The 23,350-nt window shown below is 44.7% G+C and carries 22 protein-coding genes, 1 tRNA gene and 1 riboswitch; of the genes, 14 read left to right on the top strand and 9 right to left on the bottom strand.

Features of this window, described 5'->3' with window-relative positions; translation table 11 throughout:
- Window positions 1-17: 17 nt before the first annotated feature.
- Complete coding sequence (locus NIAKO_RS33725) at window positions 18-1,757, bottom strand: BamA/TamA family outer membrane protein (RefSeq protein WP_133055238.1); 1,740 nt, start codon at window positions 1,755-1,757, stop codon at window positions 18-20.
- Between the two features lie 211 nt (window positions 1,758-1,968).
- On the opposite strand from NIAKO_RS33725, the gene hemW reads away from it, so the two are divergent.
- Window positions 1,969-3,090, top strand: coding sequence for a radical SAM family heme chaperone HemW (gene hemW, locus NIAKO_RS33720; RefSeq protein WP_014222982.1), 1,122 nt, complete (start codon window positions 1,969-1,971; stop codon window positions 3,088-3,090).
- Between the two features lie 493 nt (window positions 3,091-3,583).
- On the opposite strand, the gene NIAKO_RS33715 is transcribed toward hemW, so the two are convergent.
- The 5 genes from NIAKO_RS33715 to NIAKO_RS33695 all read right to left on the bottom strand — a co-directional run bounded on the left by NIAKO_RS33715 (window position 3,584) and on the right by NIAKO_RS33695 (window position 10,315).
- Window positions 3,584-4,621, bottom strand: a complete 1,038-nt coding sequence (locus tag NIAKO_RS33715; RefSeq protein ID WP_014222980.1) for an NAD(P)H-dependent glycerol-3-phosphate dehydrogenase — start codon at window positions 4,619-4,621, stop codon at window positions 3,584-3,586.
- Between the two features lie 128 nt (window positions 4,622-4,749).
- On the bottom strand, window positions 4,750-6,120 hold the full coding sequence (locus tag NIAKO_RS33710) for an efflux RND transporter periplasmic adaptor subunit (protein ID WP_014222979.1): 1,371 nt from the start codon (window positions 6,118-6,120) through the stop codon (window positions 4,750-4,752).
- A 39-nt stretch (window positions 6,121-6,159) separates the two neighbouring features.
- Window positions 6,160-7,611 carry a TolC family protein gene (locus tag NIAKO_RS33705; protein ID WP_049815660.1) on the bottom strand — a complete coding sequence of 484 codons (1,452 nt, stop codon included), beginning with the start codon at window positions 7,609-7,611 and terminating at the stop codon, window positions 6,160-6,162.
- 193 nt (window positions 7,612-7,804) lie between these two features.
- Window positions 7,805-8,971, bottom strand: coding sequence for a trans-sulfuration enzyme family protein (locus tag NIAKO_RS33700; protein ID WP_014222977.1), 1,167 nt, complete (start codon window positions 8,969-8,971; stop codon window positions 7,805-7,807).
- Between the two features lie 6 nt (window positions 8,972-8,977).
- Window positions 8,978-10,315, bottom strand: a complete 1,338-nt coding sequence (locus NIAKO_RS33695) for an APC family permease (protein ID WP_014222976.1) — start codon at window positions 10,313-10,315, stop codon at window positions 8,978-8,980.
- Window positions 10,316-10,366: 51 nt separating this feature from the next.
- Here NIAKO_RS33695 and NIAKO_RS33690 point away from each other — a divergent pair, with 51 nt between their 5' ends.
- From NIAKO_RS33690 to cobC, 9 genes are all read left to right on the top strand, one after another.
- Window positions 10,367-12,439 (top strand): TonB-dependent receptor, encoded by a 2,073-nt coding sequence (locus NIAKO_RS33690; RefSeq protein WP_107685470.1) that lies wholly within the window; start codon window positions 10,367-10,369, stop codon window positions 12,437-12,439.
- A 96-nt stretch (window positions 12,440-12,535) separates the two neighbouring features.
- Window positions 12,536-12,797: riboswitch (cobalamin riboswitch) on the top strand.
- A gap of 126 nt (window positions 12,798-12,923) precedes the next feature.
- The gene (locus tag NIAKO_RS33685; protein WP_014222974.1) at window positions 12,924-13,496 is read left to right on the top strand and encodes a DUF6580 family putative transport protein; all 573 of its coding nucleotides are present in this window, start codon (window positions 12,924-12,926) and stop codon (window positions 13,494-13,496) included.
- A gap of 163 nt (window positions 13,497-13,659) precedes the next feature.
- Complete coding sequence (locus NIAKO_RS33680; protein ID WP_014222973.1) at window positions 13,660-14,598, top strand: ABC transporter substrate-binding protein; 939 nt, start codon at window positions 13,660-13,662, stop codon at window positions 14,596-14,598.
- Complete coding sequence (locus tag NIAKO_RS33675) at window positions 14,591-14,818, top strand: cysteine-rich CWC family protein (protein WP_014222972.1); 228 nt, start codon at window positions 14,591-14,593, stop codon at window positions 14,816-14,818. The genes NIAKO_RS33680 and NIAKO_RS33675 overlap by 8 nt, the downstream gene beginning before the upstream one ends.
- Window positions 14,802-15,359, top strand: coding sequence for a bifunctional adenosylcobinamide kinase/adenosylcobinamide-phosphate guanylyltransferase (locus NIAKO_RS33670; protein WP_014222971.1), 558 nt, complete (start codon window positions 14,802-14,804; stop codon window positions 15,357-15,359). Before NIAKO_RS33675 ends, NIAKO_RS33670 begins: the two co-directional genes overlap by 17 nt.
- A 75-nt stretch (window positions 15,360-15,434) precedes the next feature.
- On the top strand, window positions 15,435-16,142 hold the full coding sequence (locus tag NIAKO_RS33665; RefSeq protein ID WP_014222970.1) for a Dph6-related ATP pyrophosphatase: 708 nt from the start codon (window positions 15,435-15,437) through the stop codon (window positions 16,140-16,142).
- Window positions 16,143-16,145: 3 nt separating this feature from the next.
- Complete coding sequence (gene cobT / locus NIAKO_RS33660) at window positions 16,146-17,219, top strand: nicotinate-nucleotide--dimethylbenzimidazole phosphoribosyltransferase (RefSeq protein ID WP_014222969.1); 1,074 nt, start codon at window positions 16,146-16,148, stop codon at window positions 17,217-17,219.
- Window positions 17,220-17,271: 52 nt separating this feature from the next.
- The gene (locus tag NIAKO_RS33655; protein ID WP_014222968.1) at window positions 17,272-18,084 is read left to right on the top strand and encodes an adenosylcobinamide-GDP ribazoletransferase; all 813 of its coding nucleotides are present in this window, start codon (window positions 17,272-17,274) and stop codon (window positions 18,082-18,084) included.
- Window positions 18,081-18,689 carry an alpha-ribazole phosphatase family protein gene (cobC, locus tag NIAKO_RS33650; protein ID WP_014222967.1) on the top strand — a complete coding sequence of 203 codons (609 nt, stop codon included), beginning with the start codon at window positions 18,081-18,083 and terminating at the stop codon, window positions 18,687-18,689. Before NIAKO_RS33655 ends, cobC begins: the two co-directional genes overlap by 4 nt.
- Here the strand turns inward: cobC and NIAKO_RS37440 are convergent.
- Window positions 18,676-19,722, bottom strand: coding sequence for a sensor histidine kinase (locus NIAKO_RS37440; protein WP_014222966.1), 1,047 nt, complete (start codon window positions 19,720-19,722; stop codon window positions 18,676-18,678). The genes cobC and NIAKO_RS37440 overlap by 14 nt on opposite strands.
- 112 nt (window positions 19,723-19,834) lie before the next feature.
- Between NIAKO_RS37440 and NIAKO_RS38860 the strand changes: the two genes are divergently transcribed.
- A tRNA-Arg gene (locus tag NIAKO_RS38860) sits at window positions 19,835-19,906 on the top strand.
- A 395-nt stretch (window positions 19,907-20,301) separates the two neighbouring features.
- On the opposite strand, the gene NIAKO_RS33640 is transcribed toward NIAKO_RS38860, so the two are convergent.
- Entirely contained in the window at window positions 20,302-20,595 is a 294-nt protein-coding gene (locus tag NIAKO_RS33640) for a DUF5071 domain-containing protein (protein ID WP_014222964.1), read from the bottom strand.
- 60 nt (window positions 20,596-20,655) lie between these two features.
- On the opposite strand from NIAKO_RS33640, the gene NIAKO_RS33635 reads away from it, so the two are divergent.
- From NIAKO_RS33635 to NIAKO_RS33625, 3 genes are all read left to right on the top strand, one after another.
- Window positions 20,656-21,171 carry a hypothetical protein gene (locus NIAKO_RS33635; RefSeq protein WP_014222963.1) on the top strand — a complete coding sequence of 172 codons (516 nt, stop codon included), beginning with the start codon at window positions 20,656-20,658 and terminating at the stop codon, window positions 21,169-21,171.
- A 9-nt stretch (window positions 21,172-21,180) separates the two neighbouring features.
- Window positions 21,181-21,786: a DUF433 domain-containing protein gene (locus NIAKO_RS37435; RefSeq protein WP_014222962.1), complete on the top strand. Its 606-nt coding sequence runs from the start codon at window positions 21,181-21,183 to the stop codon at window positions 21,784-21,786.
- Window positions 21,787-22,296: 510 nt separating this feature from the next.
- Window positions 22,297-22,830 carry a DUF1877 family protein gene (locus NIAKO_RS33625; RefSeq protein WP_014222961.1) on the top strand — a complete coding sequence of 178 codons (534 nt, stop codon included), beginning with the start codon at window positions 22,297-22,299 and terminating at the stop codon, window positions 22,828-22,830.
- A 27-nt stretch (window positions 22,831-22,857) separates the two neighbouring features.
- On the opposite strand, the gene NIAKO_RS33620 is transcribed toward NIAKO_RS33625, so the two are convergent.
- Window positions 22,858-23,349: a hypothetical protein gene (locus tag NIAKO_RS33620; protein ID WP_014222960.1), complete on the bottom strand. Its 492-nt coding sequence runs from the start codon at window positions 23,347-23,349 to the stop codon at window positions 22,858-22,860.
- Between the last annotated feature and the right edge of the window lies 1 nt (window position 23,350).

Here is a 23,350-nt window from a genome sequence, read left to right as displayed (position 1 = left end):
CGGAAATGTATTTATGCTCAAAAATAATTTAGGTAACCCACGTGGATCTTTGATTGCCGCAGGTTGAATTTGGTATCATCGCGCTTACCCACCGCGTACGACAAATTAAAAATACCTGCTTTTGTTTCAAACGCCATCCCAATCCCCGTACCCCAATAATAGTTACTTGACCGGGCGTATACACTCGCGTTTTTCGACCATCCCCCATCAAAAAAATAGCTCAGGTACGAATTTCGCCCAACCAGGTAACGGTACTCCAGGGTGCCAATTGCGTATTGCGATGCAAAAATGCTTTCTTCATCAAAACCACGCAATAATTTATATCCACCAATTTGAAATAATTCGTTTTTGAAGATGGCCGGGCTTTGGTACCAGGCCCCATTAATGCCGGTTTTAAGGGTGCTGAACCGGGTTAATTTAAAATAATGCGCCATATATCCTTTCAGCTTGAACTGGTAGCTGTTCAGCTGTACGGTGTCGTACAGGCTGTTGAAATCGAAGCTGGGGTCGTTTTCGTCTTTCAGGTTCAGGATCTGCGGGTTCTTTTTTATCTTTTTCGATCCTGCCGTTACATTTATCACCCACTCATTTCCGCTGCGGGGGTTGAACCGGTAATCGGTATTATACCATTCATAGTTCACGCCCAGGTTTACCGATCTGATGTCCGCCTGCTCGGGCAACACGTGATTGTTTACGATGCCCAGGGAGTCTATTGCCAGCACATTGGTTTGAAAGCTTTGGATGTACACGCTTCCGCCCTGGCTGGCCGAAAGGGCGTACTGCGCCCCTACCTGCATATTGATATTTACGTACGAACTGTCTTTCTTGAATAAATTGAAACTGGCGTTCATGCCAAAGGGCGAGCCAAACAGGTAGGGCTGCTGAAACGCCAGGTCGAGCTTGGGCGATTTAACCTGTAACTGCTGCCAGTTTATGCCAATGGTTTCGCCCCCCCCAAGCGAGTTCTTCAGGTTTATGGTGGCTTCCCCGGTTACCTGCAGTTTACTGTTTTGGGTTTGGGTACTGTTTGGCAAAAAACCTACCAGCACATTGATCTGGCTGCTGCGTTTGGGCGCCAGGTATACATTCAGAATAGAACCTGTTCCCAGCATGGTCAGGTTCCAGATATGTTTTTCTTCCACATATCCCAGGTCGTTGAGTTTTTTGCTAACCGCCATCAGCTTTTCCTTTTTGTAATAGCTGCCATTCATAATGCCCAGGTAGCGCTGTAAAAAGATGGAGGATATGCTGGCGGTGCCATAGTTGCGAATGCTATCGATCTTATAAAGGGGCCCTTTATTTATGTTCAGGTAAGCTTCAAATTGCTGATTAATGTAGCTGATGCTATCGAGTTTGATCTTTGCAAACGGATAACCGTTGTTCTCCAGGTAATCGAGCAGCTTTTGCTGGGCGGCCTGCACCTGTTCAAAACTCATAGCCTGTTTTCTGGCATTCACGTTAATAACATCGAGCAGTTTTTTATTGGCCGAGTCAACATGCAAACGGGCCCATTGAAAGGCTTCGCCCACGTACAGGGAACATACGGTCCTGTTGGCTTCATAATAAACTGAGTCGATGGAAGCGGCGGGATAACCTTTTGCCTGCAACAGTTCGGGCAGTTTGCTGATGTAATCCTTAGCCAGTTCCTGGTTCTTGAAATTTGAATCGAGCCGCAGGGTTGAATAGATGAAACCCGAATCTTTATCGACAGGTTTTATTTGTAACCGGTATTGCGCAGACAGCAAAAAAGGGGTCAACAGGCAACAGACAACAGACAACAGGCAATAGACAATCCGCCTTTGCCGAGGCTTCTGCAGGCAAGCAGGCAATTGGCAATGACCATCAGGCAATGCAAGCCCTCTGCTACATGTAGAAGCATCAAAATACTTGTTACATGGTACTATCTTTGCCATTAAGACGCTGTACAATTAATTAAACTGTAATATTCGAATAAAAATACGGAATACGATGTCAGGCATTTATTTACATATCCCGTTTTGCAGGCAGGCCTGTCATTACTGTAACTTTCACTTCTCCACCTCATTGAAGCTAAAGAACGAATTTGTAGATGCTTTATTGAAAGAAATAAGCCTGCAAAAGAATTATCTGCCACCGGAAACGGTGAACACCATTTACTTTGGCGGCGGCACGCCTTCCCTGTTAACGCAGTCAGCACTGTCGGCTATTTTGCAGGCCCTGCACCAGCAATTTCAGGTGGCGGCCAATGCCGAGATCACCCTGGAAGCCAACCCCGACGACATCACTGAGCATAAGCTGCAGGAATGGAAACAGGCGGGCGTTAACCGGTTAAGCATAGGCGTACAATCTTTTTTTGAAGAGGACCTGCGCTGGATGAACCGGGCACATTCAGCCAAACAGGCAATCGACAATTTACAACTGGCTATACAATATTTTCCTAATATCACCATCGATCTTATCTATGGCGGCCCTACCCTGCCCGATGATAAATGGCAGCACAATGTGCAACAGGCCATTGCCATAGGCGTTCCGCATATCTCCTGTTATGCATTGACCGTTGAACCAGGCACCGCCCTGGCCTCCATGATAAACAAACACAAAACCGCCGAGGTAAATACCGAAGATCAGGCCCGCCAGTTTTTATTACTGATGGACTGGCTGCAACAGGCGGGCTATGAGCATTACGAGATCTCGAATTTCGCGCTGCCCGGCATGCGCAGCCGTCATAACAGCTCTTACTGGCAGGGCGCTTCTTACCTGGGACTTGGCCCTTCCGCCCACTCGTTTAACGGTACATCGCGGCAATGGAACATTGCCAACAACGCGTTGTACATACAATCGCTAAAGGAAAACAAGGTGCCTTTGGAAATGGAAACCCTTACCCACACCCAACGGTTAAACGAATACACCATGACCTCGCTGCGCACCATCGAGGGCCTCGATCTTGGCTGGATAGTAAGCCGGTTTGGGGAAAGGGAAGCAAACCAGTTACAACGGGCCGCCCAACCATTTATAGATAGTGGTAAAATGCGGTTCTACAATAATCACCTGCAACTAACCAAAGAAGGGAAACTATTTGCGGATGGTATAGCGGCAGCGCTTTTTGTCTGAACCGGGAATCCCGGTTCAGACATTCTTCGGGACCGAGCACAGACTCAGCTTACCCTTCTTCGCAAATCCTTCGCAAGTTCTTCGCAAATTTGCGAAGAAACCTACAGGTTGTCTAAGAGGATTTGCGAAGAAGTTCCGAAGAAACCCTTGCAATAACTTCACTGTCAGCTAAATACAAGACATAAAAAAGCCCCCGACTGCTCGGGGGCCTATAGATAATCAATATGTTACGCCTGTTTAGGCCGAATGATGGTCTTTTTTAACGAGTTTAATCACCTCGTTGATGATAACAATACCGGCCAGCACCAGCATTGCAGTAATTCCATATGGTCCTAAAGAGAAAGGCATTTAAATCTAATTTGCTAATGTGATAATAGGCTAATGGGCTAGTTTTATTTGTCGCGAAAAGGCTATAATTATTACAACCAGATGTATAAAAAGTTTGCTACCGTGTTTTTCAATTATCACATTATCGAATTATCTAATTATCACATTAGACTAACGTTTTTTCTACCAGATTAAAGCCTTTGCGGGGTTTAACATTTTCCCACAAAATGCGGTAAACGGTTTCGGCTATGGGCATTTCGGCCCCGATCTGTTGATTTACCAGGAAAATACATTTACTGGCGTTATATCCCTCGGCCACCATGTTCATTTCGAGCTGCGTGGCCCGCACCGAATATCCCTTACCAATCATATTACCGAAAGTTCTGTTACGACTGTACAACGAATAACAGGTTACCAGCAGATCGCCCAGATATACCGATGCGGCATAGTTGGGTGTTTTGCGGTGGGTCACCGGGTCTTCGCCATCATGCACCCCCACCTCGATATGCTGGATGCCTACTTTTTTCAAAAAACCGGCCATTTCATCTGCGCAATTGGCAATGAGCACACTTAAGAAATTATCGCCATATTCCAACCCGTGGGCAATACCGGCGCCCAGGGCATAAATGTTTTTCAGCACGGCTGCATATTGCACGCCGTATACATCGGGATTAACAACGGTATTTAAATATGGGGTGGTAAAGCAGGCTGCTATCTTTTCTGCCATCGATACATCTATGCCTGAAAAAGTGAGGTAGGATAGTTTTTCCGAGGCTACCTCCTCGGCATGACAGGGGCCCATTACCGTAAAGTAATCAGACAAAGGCAGGTTGAATGCCTCCTTCAGGTGATCGTTCAACAATAAGTTATTATCGGGCAGAATACCTTTTACGGCGGAGAGTACTTTTTTACCTTCAAACGCATTGGCCGGCAGATCGCTGAGTGTAGCGGTTACGTAGGCCGAAGGTGTAGCAATTAAAATGCAATCACTGGCAGCAATGGTGGCGGCGATATCGGTATTCAGTTTTACCAGGTTTGTATCGAAATATACCGAGCTTAAATAACCGGGATTGTGATGCCGTTGTTGTATGTGGTTCACGATTTCCTCTGACCGTACACACCAGTTTATAGCTTGTTTGTTGTCTGTACAAATTTTCGCCAATGCTGTTGCCCAGCTCCCACTGCCTATTATTCCCAATTGCATGTAATTCTTGTTTTGCCCCCAAATGTAAGAAAATGCAGCTTAAGGCTTAAAGCCTAAAACCCAAGGCAAATACAAAAGCCGCTCCTACGGGTCGGAGCGGCTTTTGGCTTTAGGCTTTTAGCTTTTACCTACTTCTTCACTTCATACAATTTATCCTTAGGCACAACTTTAACCTTGGTGCCGTCTTTTAATGTTTTGCTGATGACGTTATAAGGTCCTACTACAATTTCATCACCTGCTTTCAATCCTTCCGTTATTTCAATATTGTTGATGTCCTGGATACCGGTTTTCACAACTGCCTTTTTCACCGTACCATCTTTTTGCAATACAAACACTACTTCATCCAGATCTGTGGAAGCTGCTTTTGGTGCGTCCTGCGAATTGTCTTTTGGTTTTTCCTTGTCTTTATCTTCACCAATTACCTTATCAGTACCTTTTTCACGGGTGTTTACGGCATTGATGTTAGCGGCCAGTACATTGTTCTTTGTTCGGGTTTGAATATCGGCGTTGGCATTCATCCCGGGGCGGAAAGGGAAGTACCTTGGTCTTGCCGGATCGAACAGGTCTTTATAAGAGTCGCGCAGTAAACGGATGTGCACTTTATAATTGGTTACATCGTTGGAGGTGCTGGATGCCGTACTGGCGGTGGTGTTGCTGCTGGCGATCTGGGTAACAATACCTTTGAATTTACGGTTATTGTAGGCATCCACTTCTACCAGGGCAGAATCGCCGAGTTTTACTTTGGGAATATCGTTCTCCCCCACATCTACCTGTACTTCAAAAATGCCCATATCGGCAATACGCATCATTTCGGTACCAGCCATCATGGAGTTACCTACTACCCTTTCACCTGCCTTTACATTCAGTAATGAAACCGTACCGCTCATGGGTGATAACACGGCTGTACGGCTCAGGTTTTTAGCGGCTGTTTGCAGGTTGGCCTGTGAACTGGCTATGCCCGCCTGACCACTGCGAATGCTTTCTTTAGCAGCATTGAAATTAGCCTGCGCTGTTTTATAAGAATTTTCTGCCTGATCAAATTCAGCGGCAGAAATTATATTATCGGCCCGCAACTGCTTTTGGCGGTCCAGTGTTTTTTTAGCCAGATCGAGCGCAGCCTGCAGGCTTTCCAGTTGTGCCCTGCTGTTCTCTACCATCGCCTGCTGGCGGTTTACTTCTGCCGCAGCCTGGTTACGCTGGGTTGAATAGATATCTGCATAGATCTTTGCCAGTACCTGGCCTTTGCGAACACTATCGCCTTCTTTTACTTCCAGGTCAACTATTTCACCTGAAATATCAGGACTTACTTTTACTTCTACTTCAGGATATACTTTTCCGCTGGCGTTAACGGTTTCGGTTATATTACGGAGTTCCGCTTTTTCGGTGGCCACTTTCAGCCCTTCGTCTTTACCAATAACGCCGGCGCTTTTAAGTCCCACCAGCCCTATTACCAGCACCACAAGGCCAATAAGTATCCACACTAATTTTTTCTTCTTCATAATGAATGGTTGGTTCGGTTTAGAATCTCATGAACTATTTTATAATTTAATGCCCTGCCCTTTATAAAACTCCAGCACTTTCAGCTTAAACACGTAATCAAATTGCGCTGTAGTCATATCTGATTGAGCACGGTTCATATTGTTTTGGCTAATGAGCAGGTCGAACGTATTTAACAGGCCTACCTCATATCTTTTCTTTGCCACGTCATATGATCTTTGGGTTACTTCATAGGTACGTTTGGTTGCGTTGAATTTTTCCAAAGCCGATGATGCATTTAAATAAGCTTTATAAATATCGTTCTGCAAAGTTTGATTGATGATGGCTTTGTTCAACTGGGCGTTTTGAAGATCGAACTTTGAGCGTTGATAATTAAAACGCGCATTGCCGCCGCTGTTAATGGGAACGGAGATACTAAAGCCAAGGCTCTGGCGAAAGTTACTATTCAGTTGGGACCCCCAGCCAGTCCAGCGTTCACCAAAGGATTTCTTGTTTGTTACAATATTATATCCTGGTTGATAAACTTCAAATTTATTAATTCCATCTGTTGCATAAAATATCGTAGGCACATCTGCTCCTTTAACCGCGGTAGAAACTTTAGCAGCACTTGAAAACTGGGTATTCAATGAGCCATATAAAGCTACGGTGGGATACATGGCAGCCCGGCTGGTTTTCATAGCAGCTTCTGCCGACTGTATGCGCAAGGCATTTGCTTTTTGGGCAGGCTGGTTTAGCAGTGCTATCTGGTAAACGGTTTCAGGTTGTAATTGCAGCAACGGTTCTACAGGGATCTGTTCAACAGGAGGTGTGGCAATATCAAAATATTTACCGGCATCGATATTCAGCACCTGTTTTAACAACAACAGGTTTTGATCGGCTGTAGCCTTTGCTGTAATATAATTGGAACTATCGGTAGCGTATTGTCCTTCCAGCGTAAGCGCATCCAGCTCCGGGGCAGCGCCGGCAGACACTCTTTTTTTCGCCACTTCCCATTGTTGCCTGGTCTGGTTCATTTGCACACTGGCAATCAGGATCTGCTGCCGCGATAACAGTACCTGCAAATAATAAGTGGCCACGTTTAAAGAGATATCATTCTTTGTTTTTTCAATATCCATTTTAGCGGCATCGGTATTCAGATCGGCTGCTATTATATTATTGCGAAGGCGATGCCAGTTAAAAACCGTTACCGATGCATTCAGTCCATAATTCTGGCCAAGAATTTCATTGCTGGTAAACGTATTGGTGGTAGGGTCTAATGGCCGGCCCCATTGAAAACCGGTATTGTGGCTGAAATCCGCATTGGGAACCTGCAACCACCGGGCCTGCTTTTCATTTACTTCGGCTACATTGGCCTGTAGGCTGGTTTGTTTAACCGTTAAGTTATTGGCCAATGCATATTCAACGCACTGGCGCAGGTCCCATTTTTCCTGGGCCTGCAAACCAAACGGCAGGTAACAGATCAGGATCAGTAACAGGGTCTTACTTTTTTTCATATTCCAAAAGTAATTGTAATGAGAGGCGAATGATGTTGTTTTTGATAAGCGGTCTGTTAAAATATTTGTTGGTTTGCTCCTGGGCCTCAAGGCTGTAAACGCCATTAGGTGAGGGTATTCCCCCACCATATTATTGACCAATAATTTTTATTCACTATATTTCCTGTACGCCTGTCTTGCTGCCTGCTAAAACCTACCGGCTTTTAGCAAAAGCCTGCTCATAATCTGCGATCAGGTAATCCGGGTCTTCGAGGCCTACATAAAACCGGATCATTTTATGGGCGCGATTGCCGGGATTGAAATTTTCCGGTAAAATGGAGGCGCAGCGGGGTATTGCCAGGCTTTCGTGGCCACCCCAGCTAACAGCCATTAGAATATGTCGCAAGGATTCGCAGAAGGTTACAATCTGGTCCATTTTTTCTGCTTTCATTACAACAGTAAATAAGCCGCAGGCGCCGCTCATTTGCTTTTTGGCCAGCTTATATTGCGGAAATGCGGGATCGAATGGGAAGATCACTTCTTCTACCTGGGGATGTTTTTTCAGGTAGTCAACCACCTTAAGGGTGCTTTGCGAAATACGTTCTAACCGAATGGGCAGGGTACGCAAACCGCGGATCAGCAGCCACGCATTGAATGGGGTAATGCCATTGCCCATGTTCAGCAATTCATTATCGAAGATCTTCTTCATCATCTGGCGGGTGCCGGTTAATACCCCTGCTACCACATCACTGTGCCCGCCGATATATTTGGTCGCCGATTGCAACACCATATCAATACCCATAGCCAGGGGTTTCTGAAACAGGGGCGTGCAATAGCTGTTATCACAAATTGTTATAATATTTTTCGACTTTGCCAGGCCGGCTACGGCCTGCAGGTCCTGCAGCACAAAATCCCAACTGTTGGGCGATTCCAGGTAAATGATCTTTGTATTGGGACGAATGGCCTGCTCGAAATTCTCAACGCGGGTGCCATCGATATAGGTAGTTTTAATGCCAAAGCGGGGAAGGATATTATCAAACATGCGTTGCGCCCAGGTATACGGGCTGCGAACCGAAACTATATGGTCACCTGATTGTACATTCGAAAAAACGGAAGCAAAGATGGCGGAGGCGCCGCTGTTAAACACCAGGCAATCTTCTGCCTCATCGAGGGCGGCCAGTTTTTGCCGTAAAATATCAACGGTGGGGTTTAAACCACGGCTATACAGGTAAGTGCTGAATTCATCTTCGAATACTTTACGCAGATCGTCCACTTTTTTAAAAGCAAAATTGCTGGTTTGCATAATGGGTGGAGAAATGGCACGGAAATACTGTTCGCGATCTTCTCCTAATTCGTTCAAAATGTACGATAGATCATTCATGTGACTTTAGTTTGGTTGAGGAGATTTCTTGATTATACGTAACACAAAATACAGTGCGAAAAATACTGCGAACGTTAATGCGCTTACCCACGCCGCTTTGGGCGTATTGATAGCTATGCTGGTTCCTATAAACAGGTATGCTGCAATAAAGATCAGCGGCAGCAACGGATACAGCTTCATGCGATAACTATTTTTTGCATCGCCACCCACTCCCCTTTTCCGCAAAATGAAAATAGTACCTGCCGACGTGGCCATACCAATAGAATCTAAAAAAATAGTGTGATTAAGGATTTCGTCGAACGATTTGCCATAGAATAATGTAACAAGACTCAGCGCTGCAAAAGCAGTCAGTGAAACCACAATTACATTTCTTTTTGTGCTTACTCTTTTAAATACAGCCGGTAATACGCCTTCTTCACTCATTGCATACATAACACGGGGGTTACTCATCAACAATACATTAACATAGGCCAGCACAGACAGGAACAAGAGTACCGACAGAATGGTGAATCCTTTTTCCCCAAACAATTTACCGGCGAGTATGGCAGCTATGGATTGTGCTCCTTTTAAAGTTCCAAAACCTATCACCTTGTAATAGGTGTAATTAATTGTAATATACAGCAACATTATGATAGCTATGCCAAAAAATATTCCTTTTGGTAAAATTTTTGAAGGATTCTGCACCTCGCCTCCGAAATTTATCGTTTGTTGATAGCCGCCATACGTAAAACTAACGGCTACGAGGCAGGCCCCGAAGGCCTTTAACATACTCATGAAATCGGGTGCTGCCACCGGGGCTGGTGTATACGTAGTTGCATAGTCGCCAGTAAATAAAGCGCTTATCAAAAAAACCACCACGCCTATTTTTATCACCGTCAGCACATTCTGGGTGCGGGCGCTCATTTTTAACCCCAGCAGGTTCACGCCATAAAAGGTGATCACCGCAATGGTAGAAATAATAAGCTTGATGGTATTGATATTACTGCTGCCCTTAAACAATACATTGGCCAGGTATTCTGAACCGATCAGGGCCACCCCTGCCAGGGAAGCCGCGTTTGACACCAGGATGATGCAGTTGATGGCAAAGGCAATAGAGGGATGATAGCAATAGGAGAAGATCTTGTAATAACCGCCGGTTACCGGTAACCTGGAGCCAATTTCGGCATAGGTCAGCGCCCCGCATAAGGCAATAAGCCCGCCAACGATCCAGGCCAGAAAAAACATCCGGGCCGAACCTGCCTGCTGCGCTACATTTACCGGGGTACGAAAAATGCCCATGCCTATAACCAGGCTGACGACGATCATAGTTAGATCGAACAGATTTAAACGGGTGGTGGACTTCATTAATGGAAGTTAATAATATTTTGCGTTTACCTTTAGGAACTAATTCATGCAATGATGATTAAAAGCTGTATCCTTATCTTATTGGCAATTATTGCAGCCTGCCCGCTGCATGCACAAAATAAACAGTCACCCGATACCACCCGCACATTGCAGGAAGTGGTGGTGAAAGCATATGAGCAAAACCGGCAATTAAAAGAAGTGTCCGCCGCCATCAATGTCATCAATACCGACCAGTTAAAACGCTATAATAATACAAGCCTGTTACCTGCCCTGAACGCCACGCCTGGCGTGCATATGGAAGAACGCTCGCCCGGCAGTTACCGGTTAAACATACGCGGCAGTACCCTGCGTTCGCCTTTTGGGGTGCGCAATGTAAAAGTTTACTGGAATGGAATTCCCTTCACCGACCCAGGTGGTAATACGTATCTCAATCAACTCAGTTTTTATAATGTCAACAGCATTGAAGTACTGAAAGGACCGGCCAGCAGTTTATATGGCGCGGGCACGGGTGGCGCGGTACTTATTAACAGTCAAAACAACGAACGGCCGGCTGGCATAAACCTGCACTATACCACTGGCAGCTATAATTTGCAAAACATAAATGCGCAGGTTACGCTGGGCGATAGTGATCATAATAATACATTTGGCTATACCCATCAAACCAGTGATGGTTACCGTGACAATACCCAAATGCGGCGCGATGTGGCTACCTGGGAAACGCTGGTGAAAGCAAATGATAAACAACAGCTGTCGGCTTCGGTGTTGTATGGCGACCTTTATTATCAAACACCCGGTGGGTTAACGGCTGCCCAATACAAGGCCAATCCGCGTGCGGCCCGGCCGGCGGCAGGGGCTTTTCCCAGTGCACAGGATGCCCATGCTGCTATATACCAGAAAACATTTTTAGCAGGCATCAATCATCAATACCGGTTTAATGAAAACTTTCAGAATACGACGGTGGTATATGGCGCTTTTTCCAATGTAAAAAACCCCACCTTCCGTAATTATGAAAGAAGAAGCGAGCCACATTTTGGCGGCCGCACTATGTTCACGTTAAATAAACAATGGGAACAAAACAGTTTGCAGGTATCATTTGGCGGCGAAGGACAACGTGGATTTTTCAACACTAAAACATTCAGGAATGTTGGCGGCAACCCCGACACGGTTCAAACCGATGACGATATCGACAATTACATTTACTCAGGTTTTGTACAGGGTGATCTTCACCTGCGGGGCGATTGGTCGGTAAGCGCCGGCGTAAGCATTAACAAATCATCCATCACCATTACACGGCTTACCGGGCCCGAAACCGGAAAGCTCCATGCTACCTTCAACAGTGAATGGGCGCCCCGGGTTGCGATCTCAAAAAAGGTTATTCCGGGACTGCTGTTGTATGCCAGTGTATCGCGTGGCTTTTCGCCACCCGGTACAGCAGAAATATTGCCATCCACCAGCATTATTAATCCCGACCTGCAGGCTGAACATGGCCTGAACTATGAAGTTGGTCTTAAAAGCAGTTGGTTGCAGCAACGCCTGTATGTGGAAGTGAATGCATTTTATTATGAGCTGCGTAATGCCATTGTACAACGGCGCGATTCCAGCGGGGCCGACTATTTTACCAATGCCGGAAGTACCAGGCAACGGGGTATTGAGTCACAACTCAGCTATCAGCTTTTGCCGTATAAGAACCGGTTTATAAACAACGCCCGCATCTGGGCCAGCCATACGTATAATAATTTCCGCTACCAGGATTTTAAAGTGGTTGCCACTGATTATTCAGGCAACAAATTACCGGGTGTTCCCAAACACACGGTTGCCGCCGGTTTGGATGTTAGTACCCGCCCGGGCTGGTACATTAACCTCACCTGGTATTACAACGATGTGCTGGCATTGAACGATGCCAATACCGATATGGCCAGCTCCTATAACCTGGCTGGCGGTCGCACAGGCTGGCGCACCGGGTTAAGTAAAACTATTATGATGGATGTATTTGCCGGGGTAGATAACTTGTTTGATATGACCTATAGCCTGGGGAACGATATTAATGTCACTGGCGGCCGTTATTACAATGCCGCGCCGGGCAGGAATTATTTTGGCGGCGTTTCGTTTCAGTACAGGTTTTAGCGGCCCTTTAATGTTTTGATTAACAATTTCATAACCGGAGATATTGTTTTTCACCAATGTATTAAAAAAATATATTGATGGAAGGGCAACACCCCCTATTTTTGCTTCGTAATTGGTTCCGCCAGGAGGCGGATTAAAAGGGAAACCGGTTTAAATCCGGTGCTATCCCCGTAGCTGTGAGTTCTTGCCGTGAAACGGCAAATGGAAGACATGAAAATTGGGATTATATTTTCACCTTTCACGTTTCACGACTGTTTATAACTCCATACCACTGTTGATGCCGGCGGAACGCCTTATCGATGGGAAGGTTTAATAACAGAGAACAAGCCAGAAGACCTGCCAGTTGCATTTGCATCAACGAGCTTTCGGGTGAAAGGCCGGGATGAAATCAGTCTTTACTGCATAAGACCATTTCATTTCCTTTTGGGCTCCATCTGTAAGTTCATCCTGAACTGTAAAACATAATTTACAAAAACAACACACTATGTCAGTTTTGAAGATCAACCCGCGGAACGCAATATTGCTGCTTTTTATCCTGATAACAGCAGCCATGCGTTTATTCGCCATTAACGGTTATGGCCCGCTTACCGTGTTCACTCCCATTGGCGCTATGGCTTTATTTGGCGGCGCTTATTTTACAGGTAATGTAAAACCGTTTGCATTTCCTTTACTGACATTGTTTATCAGCGACCTGGTATTGTCGTTCACTGTTTACGCTCCGTTCCGTGTTGGCTTATTGTATTCAGGCTGGTACTGGACGTATGGCGCTTTTGCCCTGATGACCATTGCCGGTAAACTGATCGTTCGCGATGCCACCATTAAAAATATTGCAATAGCAGTTATTGTGTCAACCCTCATTCACTGGCTGGTAAGCGATATTGGCGGCTGCCTGGTTGATAATAAATTTTCTTTGCCTGTGTATTACACCCGCCTGATCACTGCCATCCCCTACGAATGGCGTTTCCTGGCCGGTACAGCTATTTACAGCGCTGTTCTGTTTGGTTTGTTTGAATGGCTGCAAAGAAGATATACTTCTTTACAACCATCTCTTCATTAATAACTTTCTGTTGCAGGTTTCAGGTTGCAGGCAGGCAAGGGCAAAAGGCAGAGATGAAAACTGAGAAACCTGAAACCGGTAACCGGCGACCTGAAACTTGTAACCTGAAACTGCTTTTCAATTACCGTATTTCTCATTCTTCATTTCTAATTCTTCATTACCCATGACCGCTTCTTCCTTTCTCCCCGCTGCTACCAGAATGATCTATGATATGGGTTTGCAACACCTGTTGCAGGGCATTACGTTTGAATGCCCGCATGAGGCGCTGGCCGAAAAACAAAAAGTAGTACGCTGCGTACTGGAAGGCAATAACTATAGCAGCACGGAAATAGATAAGATCTTTTCTGCCTCAAAAGCACAGGGTAAAAGCCTGTATTATGTAGATGAAGAAGTGCTGCAGGCCATATCTCCCGATGTTATATTTACGCAGGATGTTTGTGAAGTATGCCAGATCGATACGGCCTGTACTGCAGCTGCCGTGGCCAAACTGGAAAAACACCCCCAGCTGATACCGCTTACCCCCAACACCCTGCACGATGTATTCAATACCGCTGTTACCATTGCAACTGCCATGGGCAGCGAAGAAGCAGCTTACAGGTACCTGGCTGACTTACAAAAAAGAATTGACGCCATCATAGATGGCTTGCGTTTACATAAAGCACCGCCTAAAAGAGTAATGGTAATGGAATGGCTGGCGCCCATTTACAATTGTGGGCACTGGATCCCTTACCAGATAGCTTATGCCGGCGGTATAGATATGCTCTCGAACCCCGGTGGCGACAGCATTGTTACCATGTGGGAAAAGATAGTGAAGTACGATCCCGAAGTACTGGTAATTGCCCCTTGTGGGTTTACCATTGCAAGAACCGGGGAAGAAATTCACTTATTGACCGAGAAAAAAGAATGGGCCCAGCTTACAGCGGTGCGTAACAACGCGGTGTTTATGGCCGATTACGACCTGTTCACCCAGCCCAGCGCCAGCACCTTAACGGATGGCATTGAGTTACTGGCTGCGTTGTTTCACCCTGCAATATTCACCGTACCGGCACACCTGCAGCATAAATACCAGCCGCTTCATCAACTAACACCGGCACATGTGTAAGCATGAACAAAAAACCTGTCCGCGTTGCCAGGCCCCTTTTGAATGTAAAGTGGGCGATGTAACGCATTGCCAGTGTTTTGGAATCACCTTCACTACTGATGAAAAAACATTTATAGAAGGAAAATACACCGATTGCCTTTGCCGTAATTGCATGCTCGAATTAAAACAGAAGTACACGCTATTCCAGGAAAAATATTTTATTAATGGCAACACCCGATAAAGGGGGCCTCCCCCTAACCCACTCCGGTGGAGGGGGAATTATATTCATAACCGGGGGAGCTAGAAGCGGGAAGAGCCGCTATGCTCAGCAACTGGCCCTTCAATTAAGTAACAACCCTGTTTATGTAGCCACCGCCCGCCATTGGGACGATGATTTTGAAAAACGCATCCAACGCCACCAGTCGGAAAGAGATGAACGCTGGACAAGCATTGAAGAAGAAAAACACATCAGTGGATTGTCGCTATCGGGCAAGGTGGTAGTGATGGATTGTGTTACCTTATGGCTCACCAATTTCTTTACAGACACCCAATACGATATCGACGCCAGCCTGCAGCAGGGCAAGCTTGAAATAGACAAGCTGGATACTGCTAACAATACGTATATCATCATCAGCAACGAACTGGGTATGGGCATGCATGCCGAAACCGAGATAGGCAGAAAGTTCACCGATCTGCAGGGCTGGATGAATCAGTACATAGCGCAGCAGGCGGATAAGGTGGTGTTTATGGTGAGTGGGATACCGATGACGATCAAGGGATGAGTGGTCAGTGGTGAGTAGATTCACTTGTTTTTAATAACAAACAGTAACTCTGTGAACGCAGCTTTAAAATCTTATATGAATTGGAGCGGAGGAAAGGATTCATCGCTCTGCTTACATTATATACAACAGGATAAACGGTACCAGGTTGATTGTTTGCTCACCAGTGTGAATGCAGCGCATGACAGGATCTCGATGCACGGTGTCCGGCGTTCTTTGCTGGAAGCGCAGGCCTCGGCTATTGGTTTGCCCCTGCATACCATTGAATTGCCCGAGCAACCCGGCATGCAGGAATATGAACAGGCGATGATGACTAAAGTGACCGCCTTAAAAAACAATGGCTACAGCCATGCCGTATTTGGTGACATCTTCCTGGAAGACCTGAAACGTTACCGGGAAGAAAAACTGGCCACGGTTGATATTCAATGTGTGTTTCCGTTATGGAAAATATCAACCGCGCAACTGATGCAGGAATTCCTGCAACTGGGTTTCAAGGCCATCATTGTTTGCGTGAACACCAAATTCCTGGACAAGAGTTTTTGCGGCCGCATAATAGATGAATCATTTGTGCGTGACCTGCCTGCTAACGTGGATGTATGTGGTGAAAATGGTGAATACCATTCCTATGTTTTTGATGGTCCCATTTTTAAGCACCCCATCCCCTTTACCAAAGGCGAGATCGTGTACCGAACTTACCAGGCGCCGCAACAGGCACAGGACTCCTGCAGCCCTATGGACCAGGCTTCGGAATATGGATTCTATTTTTGTGATTTATTATCTGCATAAGTAATGAAAAAAGATTTACAACAACAGCTTCAACACATCATTGACTATAAAACCAAACCATTGGGAGCATTGGGCCGGCTGGAAGAAATAGCCCTGCAAATCGGGTTGATTCAGCAAACGACAAAACCGGTTGTTAAACAGCCGCACATTGTAGTGTTTGCCGGTGACCATGGCATTGCGAAAACGGGGTTGGTGAACGCCTATCCACAGGAAGTGACTGCGCAGATGGTGCTGAACTTTGCAAACGGCGGCGCCGCCATCAATGTGTTCTGCCGGCAAAATCAGTTAACCCTGAAGGTGGTGGATGCAGGCGTGAATTATGATTTCAGTTCCAGCCCCATTAATGTGATCGATGCCAAAATAGGTTATGGAACAAAGAATTATCTGACCGAATCTGCCATGACCATTGCCGAAGCCGGGCAAGCCATCGAAAAAGGCAGATCGATCGTTCGCCAACTGGCAGCAGATGGTTGCAATTGTATTGGCTTTGGTGAAATGGGTATTGGCAATACTTCCTCCGCCACCCTTATCATGAGTGCGATCACCGGTTTACCAGTTGTTGAATTTACGGGCCGGGGAGCTGGTTTAAACGACGACCAACTACAACAAAAGATAAACACCCTGCAGCAGGTTTATGATAAACATGCATTGGGCAGTTTAGACCAACAACCTATTGACCTGTTAGCCCGGGTGGGTGGTTTTGAGATCGCTATGATGACCGGTGCTTACCTGGAAGCCGTTCATATGAATATGATCGTGCTGGTAGATGGCTTTATTGCTACCGCTGCCATGCTGATAGCCAATGAAATTTACCGGGGCATCAAACCACCATCACCTGCTCCTGGCTGGTCGTCACTTATAGCGCATTGTATTTTTGCCCATACCAGTCATGAAGCTGGTCATGAAAAAATATTAAGACACCTTGGTGTTACGCCTTTGCTGCATCTTTCCATGCGGTTAGGCGAAGGCACAGGCGCGGCATTAGCCATGCCTATGATCCATGCTGCTGTTAACTTCCTGAATGAAATGGCCAGCTTTGAAAGCGCGGGAGTAAGCACGCAGCAGGCTGAAGGCTGAACGCCAAACGCCAAAACCTCTTCGCCAGCGATCCTATACTTAAATACCGATCATGAAAAAAGAACTACGCATATTTTTTACGGCCATGATGTTTTTGACGCGGTTACCCGTACCGCGTTTCACCGATCATTCACCGGATTACCTGGAAAAATCTGTGCGCTATTTTCCATTGATCGGCTGGATGGTGGCCGCCATCAGCGGACTTACCTTTCTTATTTTTAATAAATATATCAGTGAAGATGTTGCGATAGCAGCATCTATCATTGCCGGTATATTGACCACCGGCGCCTTTCATGAAGATGGATTTGCCGATGTGTGTGATGGTTTTGGCGGCGGCTGGACGAAAGAAAAGATCCTGCTGATTATGAAAGACAGCCGGCTGGGTTCGTATGGCGTAATAGGCATGATCTCTGTCCTGTTCTGCAAATTCTTACTGTTAAAAGAATTACCCAAGTTCACTCCCAGTTTGCACGAACCCTCTTTAAACATCTTTTACAATTATCGCTACTTCTTACTCACGTTATTCGCCGCCCATTCCCTGAGCCGGTTAATGCCTGTGCTGGTAATGCGCTATTATGAATATGTAAGCGACCCGGATACCAGTAAATCGAAACCTACAGCTGCCCAAAAGCCAACGTTCCCGGCATTGCTGGTACCCATTATTACTGCATTGATCCCTTTTGCATTTATGAGCTGGCAATTTTTGCTGGCCATCATCCCCGTGGTGTATATTGCATTCAGCCTGGCAAAGTATTTTAAGAAATGGATTGGTGGGTATACCGGCGATTGCCTGGGCGCTATTCAACAGGTAAGTGAGTTGAGTTTTTATTTAAGCATGATTATCATCTGGCGCTTTGTTTTATGATTTACCTTATACGACATACCACCCCGCTTATAGCAAAAGGCATTTGTTATGGCCAGTTAAATATCGATGTAACAGATTCTTTTGAGGCAGAAGCCATCGAGATCCGGAAAGTGCTGCCCGCGGGTATTGAACATGTGTATAGCAGTCCGCTTATTCGTTGTCATAAACTGGCGGGCTTTTTATTTCCCGGACAGTCCATTCAACGGGAACCCGCTTTGATGGAACTGGCTTGTGGAGAATGGGAAGGCGTGCATTGGGATGCCATTCCACCCGAGGTGATCGAGCCCTGGATGAAAGATTTTGTGAATGTAGCCATCCCCGGTGGAGAGAGTTATATACAAATGCACAGCCGGGTAACGCAATGTTTTACCCGGATAGCCGAAGGGCCGCACCCGGTAGCCATTGTTACACATGGCGGAGTTATCAGAAGCATTCTATCGCATATTACGAATACGCCCCTGGTTGATTCATTTGGCGCCTTCAAGATCAGCTATGGCTGTGTAATGCAGTTACAGGTTACGCCGGCTGGTTTAGTACACGAAACCCTGCATCATGTAACCACCGAAAAGGAGCAGCACAAGCCAAGTAATTTCAAAAAGCAATAGTAAGGGTAACAGAGAAGGTATGCTCATTTTCATCGATGAGCAGCTTGTGTTTACCAGGGTAAAGCAATTCCAATCGTTTCTCAATATTAACCAACCCGATGCCGCCCACTTCCTGTTCAATGGGGGGATTGGCTTTGGTGTTGTACACGTAAACCTGCAGGGTATTTTCTCCCTGTTTGGTAATTTTCATCAGCACCGTTGCCGGCTGCACTCCAATAGCAGAATGCTTCAAGGCGTTTTCGAGGAAAGGCACCAGTAACAGAGATTCAATTTCTACCTGGCAATCCACTTCATTAATAATTTCTACAGGCAATTTTTGTTCAAACCGTAATTGAAACAGTTCTATATACGCGAATAAGACCTTTAACTCCTTCTGCAGATTTACCTTTCCGGTACTTTCATACAACATATAACGCAATAGGTCCGACAGCCGCATCAAAGCCGTTTCCGCCTTAACCGATTTCACCACGATCAAAGAATAAATATTATTCAACGTGTTGAACAGAAAATGTGGGTTTATCTGCGCTTTCAGAAACCGGAGCTCTGACTGCAGGTGCAAATTCTGGTACTCGATAGCCCTTGCCCGCTCAATTTCATAATTCAACGATAACCGCAACAGGAAGGCAAAGGCGGCAATAAAGATCTCGGCAAACAACACACCGCCCAATCCGGCTTTCCCATTCAGGTAGTTGGCCGCCAGTACATAGGAGCCATCCGCAAAGCGGCGTTCGATCATTTCCCGGAGAAATGTCAATACTATTACCAGGGCCACTAACCCCAAAACCAGGAGCGTATTATTTTTCTTATAGTAATGCGGGACCAGGAAACTGTAAACAACATAAAAATTGGCGAGGTGGCAGGCCATCAGCAACCCGGAATAAAGCACTACATTTTCCCGTTGTTGATTATTAGCCGCCACATATATCACCAGTAACAAGCTGGTAAGCCAGAATAAAAACTGGGTGATAAATGCGATTGATAGGAACCATTTTCCGGGGGGCAACTTCATATTCAAATATACAAAATCATCCATGCGTGACTGATGCCTGGTTTCGGGCTGCGGGGGTCTTTTTCGCCACAATTGGCGTATTAATTATCAACCTTTCGGAGATTTGGCAATTTTAGCGTAGATTTGCCGCCCTTTAGGTCTCGTAGTACAATGGATAGTACGCAAGTCTCCGGAACTTGATATTCCAGTTCGATTCTGGACGAGACCACTCTCACGTTCATTTTAGAAAGTAACGAAAGTTTAATTACCCGTATAAAATATTGATTTTGTACGGGTTTTTTGTTTTTGGGCGACAAAGGATCCGTCAAAGGATTTGGAAATTCTGGACACAGATTGAATTTGAAGCAACCGGAGGTTGCTGCTTTCTTTAAAGATTTTACCACATATTGCAAACTTTGTGGCATATCTCATTAAAGATGCCGCATTTAGGACTAACTATGTGGCATTTCGAACCAACATTTGGAGTAATCTCACTAACTATTGAGCAACCTGACTAAACATTGGAATAAACTGTATAAACATTGTCGCAACCTGCTTAACTTTTGGACAACCCTGCATAACATTGACACATAAGTGCATAACTTTTGCGCATAAGTTGCTTATTTATCGTGAAAAGTACTGAAGATATATGTTAGTTGTCCTTGCAAGCGTCGTTAATATCCACAGCTTCCAAAGCCCATCATTTGTCCTGAGTATCTTAATTATATCAGGAACAATACTGTCAGAAAAGGGCTCTAATATGTCTGCAACAGGCCCCGCTATTGGCCAGTTAATGTCCTGAAGCCACTCCAGTAAGTCAGGAATAATAGGTTTAATTTCTTCAAAGGAAAGTTGCTTAAGGCTTTCTATTACCTTTTGGTCGTCTTTATGTTGGGGTATGAGCTTTCTTATGTCCATTTCGTTTTCTAAAATAGCTGTTATATTTGAGTTATAGGTTTTTAACCGGTTATATTATTTATGACTACAAATTGGAAAGAATTAGCTCTAAAAGTTGGATCGCTACACCATGATGGATCTGAATCAGGCGGTGACAGCTATGGTAAGGCTGCGTTAGAAGAAATCCTGGGGGAAGAATGGATGCGGCATACCGTAGAGCACATTATTTCCTTTAAGCGAGGAAGTGAGATCGCTACCAATTGCCTGTGTTTGATTCATTCGCATAATACAGCAATTTACGCATATGGCGTATATAAGTCTTCTGAAGGCGAACGGGCCAACAGAGCCGTTTGGTTAATTAAAGAATTAGCGCATCCTGTTTCTTTCGATTGGATAGAAGAGTTTCTAAATGATCAGAACGTAATGGGTTGGGGGCTTGGTGTATTGGATCAGCTTTTATGGACTAAACAAATCCCATACGATGAAAAAGCAGAGAGTCTTTTACAACTAGCTTTAACTAATTCTGAAGGGAAACTGACCGACCTGGTAGCATTCATACGTAATTATCTACTTGCCAGAGCTGAAGGAGAAAATTAAAATGCATTTATGGAATCATACTATTTTAAAAGAGAATGGGACGAACCTACAGGAGATCTTACCGATGGTTGGGGTAACTCGACATTCTATTTTGAAACAGACGGACGGTTTAATGTATTAAGACAAATGCAGATTTTCAAAAATGGAATAGCATTAAAATATGACCTGGAATACCTTGATGATAAATTTGGCGGCCTCTCTGAATCACCTATAGAACTGGATGGCTTTAATGAGATTAACAGGGATGAATTTGAACAGCTTTGGACGAAAACAATTTATAAAAGATTTCCTGAAATAGTATGTACACATGATTGTCTTTCGGGACAACCAAGAATTGAAAGCAGAAGACTGGCGGTGGGAGATATTGTAAGCCTGGTTGATGTATATCATGAGGACATTAATGTAACCATGAAGGATTACGAGTTATCACTTCAGCAAATCAGGCAAGCGCTTCATTACTGCAAATTACAGGAATGTAAAAATGATAACCCCGAGAAATTCTGTCATAACTGTATACTTCGCGTTGAGCAATTTAATGAAACCATTAGCGAGGATGATCCGGAACAATCCAACTGGGAAATAGCGGCCAGGTTATTCAAAAGGTATTTTGAATGATAAAATCAACTTTATTAACGAGGTTAGTTTTCCTTACGCGGGAGTTACTAAATTTTTATACTTGTATAAAATATTGATTTTGCCCGTTTTTTTTGCTTTCTTAGCGATCATGAAAAATCCGGTATCCAAATGCCTAACCTGCCAATCGGGCTTTTAAATAGGATTGGCAAAAGAACCATTCCTTTTATTAATTTTCAATTTTAAGAAAAACTCCCTAAACCATGTATAGGTTTACTTTTTTTAATGGACTGAGCAACCCACAAAACGAATGGCAGTAGTGGCTTATTACTGCCTGAATAAAATACAGCACATTTGTATGGTTTTATGTATTTTGGGTTCATGAAAGCACTTGTAGTAAACGAAATCTGTTTTTCTAAAATATATTATAGAGGGTGATGGGAATGTATCTACTGCTACTGCCTCAAAGATAAATTTTAAGCCGATTGATAATGATGCCTTTCCTGACGTTTCAAAGCTACCTAAAACACAGCTGTAAAAATATTACTCATTATGGGACAAACCGCCACCTTATACAGAATTGATAAAAACGACTTTCCTAAAATACAGGAGCACCCTGAAAATATCAGTTCATTTGCCTCAAAAGGAGATGTATCATTTCAAAAAACATTTGAGGGTTTTCGTTTTGTCTTATCGAAAGGACAAAACAAATCTAACACAGAATTGGTACAGCAGATCTTTTATCCCATTCCCCATATAGGAGAAGAAATCGACTTCGACAAGCTGGACATGGACAACCTTCCGGAGGATTTTAATTTTGAAAGTAATGCTATTTATTATAACAATCCTGACAAGGTAACAGAAATAGCCGCATTTCTCGACTCCATTAGTATTGACAAATTAGAAGAATTGTTTAATGCCGATGAATTGAACAAAGAAGGCATTTATCCTGAGCTTTGGAATACGGAAACCCAGGAAGACATTGCCTTTAATATTAATCACATGAAACAGGAGTTTGCGGAAATGAAAGCGTTCTTTTCAAAAGCGCAAGAGGAAGGTGATTATGTGTTAAACTTTATTGGATAAATACTTTCAATATTTGTCTTTCCGTTTCTAAATACATGGTATGCGTTTAACTTCTACATGATATTTCCTTCCTATTTTAAAATACGGCTTATATAAACATTTCAGGAGTACGCCGAATGCAAATACACCTGCACTGATGGCCACTTCCCCGCCAGTTACTTTGTTTTCACTATTAATGCTGTTTATCAGGGCAACTGCCAGGTATGCTGCGGCTCCATACCTGAATATGGCGCCGCTCTTTATCCAGTAAAAGTGTACATGTCCGCCGGCCCTGTTTATCTGGAAACTCCCATTCTTATAATCGATCAACATTCCCCTTTTAGGCATTGCGTAAATGTCGTTAATTGAAAATCCGATCGTGTTTAATGTAATTGTATCTGTGCCCATCAGGTAATAGCGAACATAAGAAGGCTGGATGAATATTGAATCGCGTTGTAGCTTTCTTATTACACCTTTTTCCCACTCCCCTCCGCTTCCCAGAAAAGCGATCTCGGAGCCCTCCCAAAACCGGGAAATCACC

The sequence above is a fragment of the Niastella koreensis GR20-10 genome (assembly GCF_000246855.1).
GTDB classification, from domain to species: Bacteria; Bacteroidota; Bacteroidia; order Chitinophagales; family Chitinophagaceae; genus Niastella; species Niastella koreensis.
This window is presented reverse-complemented; position numbering and strand designations above follow the sequence as displayed.

Bases quoted from the DNA above. Each gene is read 5' to 3' on its own strand.
- hemW (WP_014222982.1), top strand. From the start codon at position 1,969: ATGTCAGGCATTTATTTACATATCCCGTTTTGCAGGCAGGCCTGTCAT.
- NIAKO_RS33715 (WP_014222980.1), bottom strand. From the start codon at position 4,621: ATGCAATTGGGAATAATAGGCAGTGGGAGCTGGGCAACAGCATTGGCG.
- NIAKO_RS33710 (WP_014222979.1), bottom strand. From the start codon at position 6,120: ATGAAGAAGAAAAAATTAGTGTGGATACTTATTGGCCTTGTGGTGCTG.
- NIAKO_RS33705 (WP_049815660.1), bottom strand. From the start codon at position 7,611: ATGAAAAAAAGTAAGACCCTGTTACTGATCCTGATCTGTTACCTGCCG.
- NIAKO_RS33700 (WP_014222977.1), bottom strand. From the start codon at position 8,971: ATGAATGATCTATCGTACATTTTGAACGAATTAGGAGAAGATCGCGAA.
- NIAKO_RS33695 (WP_014222976.1), bottom strand. From the start codon at position 10,315: ATGAAGTCCACCACCCGTTTAAATCTGTTCGATCTAACTATGATCGTC.
- NIAKO_RS33690 (WP_107685470.1), top strand. From the start codon at position 10,367: ATGATGATTAAAAGCTGTATCCTTATCTTATTGGCAATTATTGCAGCC.
- NIAKO_RS33685 (WP_014222974.1), top strand. From the start codon at position 12,924: ATGTCAGTTTTGAAGATCAACCCGCGGAACGCAATATTGCTGCTTTTT.
- NIAKO_RS33680 (WP_014222973.1), top strand. From the start codon at position 13,660: ATGACCGCTTCTTCCTTTCTCCCCGCTGCTACCAGAATGATCTATGAT.
- NIAKO_RS33675 (WP_014222972.1), top strand. From the start codon at position 14,591: ATGTGTAAGCATGAACAAAAAACCTGTCCGCGTTGCCAGGCCCCTTTT.
- NIAKO_RS33670 (WP_014222971.1), top strand. From the start codon at position 14,802: ATGGCAACACCCGATAAAGGGGGCCTCCCCCTAACCCACTCCGGTGGA.
- NIAKO_RS33665 (WP_014222970.1), top strand. From the start codon at position 15,435: ATGAATTGGAGCGGAGGAAAGGATTCATCGCTCTGCTTACATTATATA.
- cobT (WP_014222969.1), top strand. From the start codon at position 16,146: ATGAAAAAAGATTTACAACAACAGCTTCAACACATCATTGACTATAAA.
- NIAKO_RS33655 (WP_014222968.1), top strand. From the start codon at position 17,272: ATGAAAAAAGAACTACGCATATTTTTTACGGCCATGATGTTTTTGACG.
- cobC (WP_014222967.1), top strand. From the start codon at position 18,081: ATGATTTACCTTATACGACATACCACCCCGCTTATAGCAAAAGGCATT.
- NIAKO_RS37440 (WP_014222966.1), bottom strand. From the start codon at position 19,722: ATGGATGATTTTGTATATTTGAATATGAAGTTGCCCCCCGGAAAATGG.
- NIAKO_RS33640 (WP_014222964.1), bottom strand. From the start codon at position 20,595: ATGGACATAAGAAAGCTCATACCCCAACATAAAGACGACCAAAAGGTA.
- NIAKO_RS33635 (WP_014222963.1), top strand. From the start codon at position 20,656: ATGACTACAAATTGGAAAGAATTAGCTCTAAAAGTTGGATCGCTACAC.
- NIAKO_RS37435 (WP_014222962.1), top strand. From the start codon at position 21,181: ATGGAATCATACTATTTTAAAAGAGAATGGGACGAACCTACAGGAGAT.
- NIAKO_RS33625 (WP_014222961.1), top strand. From the start codon at position 22,297: ATGGGACAAACCGCCACCTTATACAGAATTGATAAAAACGACTTTCCT.